We start from the raw sequence: 1,452 nt of genomic DNA, 5'->3' as shown, positions 1-1,452 counted from the left end.
TGCACTGGACCCATAAAATTGGACACTTATATTTAAGCTTAAGCAGCTACTACTTCGGTACTAACCCGATAAGCTACTGGACTTTTCCGATTCAATCTTGATTTGATTCTCAAGTGATTGTAGTAATAGATGTATTTTTCTAACTCGGCTTTAAAATGCTCGATACTTTCAAACTCTTGTAAATAAAGAAACTCTGATTTTAAGATCCCAAAAAAGTTTTCCATGACAGAATTGTCAAGACAGTTTCCTTTTCTAGACATGCTTTGTGTAATCTTATGTTCTTTCAGTGTCCTTCGGTATTTGGCCATTCGATAGTGCCATCCCTGATCGGAATGTAGTAAGAGATCATCGCCTTCATTTACGTATTTTAATCCTTGGGCCAACATTGTATCGACCAAATCAAACGTCGGCCTTGATTGGAGTGTATAGGTGATGATCTCGCTATTAAATAGATCTAAGATTGGAGAAAGATAAAGCTTCTCTCCAAACACTTTAAATTCTGTAATGTCCGTCACCCACTTTTGGTTCGGTTTCTGGGCACGGAAGTCACGGTTAAGGATGTTTGGAGCTGCTTTTCCAACTTCCCCTTTATACGATTTATACTTTTTCATACGCACCATGCATTTAAGCCCTAGATCTCTCATTATTCGAAGTACTTTCTTTTTGTTGATCTGATATCCTTTTTCCTGAAGCACATCCGTAATGCGGCGATATCCAAACCGACCTGAGTGTTTGCGGTAAATGAATGAAATTCTTCTTTTCCATTTGCGGTCAGGATCTGGTTGATTCCACTTTTTTATGAAGCTGTAGTAAGTGCTTCTAGGCATCTTGGCTATTTTGATCATTTTAATCACCGGGAAGTTGTTCCTTAGTTCATATATTACTTTCGCTTTATATTGGTTGGTGATTGTTCTTCCTGAACTAAGGCTTTCAGCTTTTTTAAATACGCGTTCTCCATACGAAGGTATTCCAATTCTTCTATCAGCTCTTCTACCGATGGATTCTGAGAGTTACTCTTGTCCTTATTTTTCCTCTGATTAGATGTCATTATAGAAAGCCCCTTTTCTTTTGGTTCAAGGGCATCTACTCCATCTGTCTCCCACGTTTTCTTCCACTTGCGAAGCATAGATGGATCAGGGAGATGGAATCTCGCGGATGCCTCTCGAATGGAGTAATTCTTTTCCGTGATAAATTGAATTACCCTCATTTTAAAGGCAGAAGGATAGTTTGTATAGGGAAAGGAAAAAGCCTGATCCCCATGGTAACGAACGAGCAGCACCCAGTAACGGAGAGTGGAATGATCTACGCCCACCTGATTCGCTAGTTCTCGATAACTAATCATTTCGTTTAAATAACGTTTAGCAATTTGAAGTTTCTTTTCCTTGGTAAGATGAGTCATTTATGAGTTCGCCTCCTATTGTTGGAGTGTCCAACAATAGGGGGGCAGTGCAC

Annotated in this window: 1 protein-coding gene; it reads right to left on the bottom strand. The window is 39.4% G+C overall.

What is annotated here, in order from left to right; translation table 11 throughout:
- Positions 1 to 38: 38 nt before the first annotated feature.
- Positions 39 to 1,399, bottom strand: a protein-coding gene (locus F7732_RS22485) for an IS3 family transposase (RefSeq protein ID WP_420837710.1) whose coding sequence is annotated in 2 segments (ribosomal slippage) — positions 39 to 934 and positions 934 to 1,399 — 1,362 coding nt in all. Because the reading frame shifts where the segments join, the coding sequence is not laid out codon by codon here.
- Positions 1,400 to 1,452: the final 53 nt, after the last annotated feature.

The organism is Bacillus mesophilum (genome assembly GCF_008923265.1).
GTDB lineage: Bacteria > Bacillota > Bacilli > Bacillales > Cytobacillaceae > Cytobacillus > Cytobacillus mesophilum.
The sequence above is the reverse complement of the archived record's forward strand: the minus strand, read 5'-3'. Positions and strand labels throughout refer to the sequence as shown.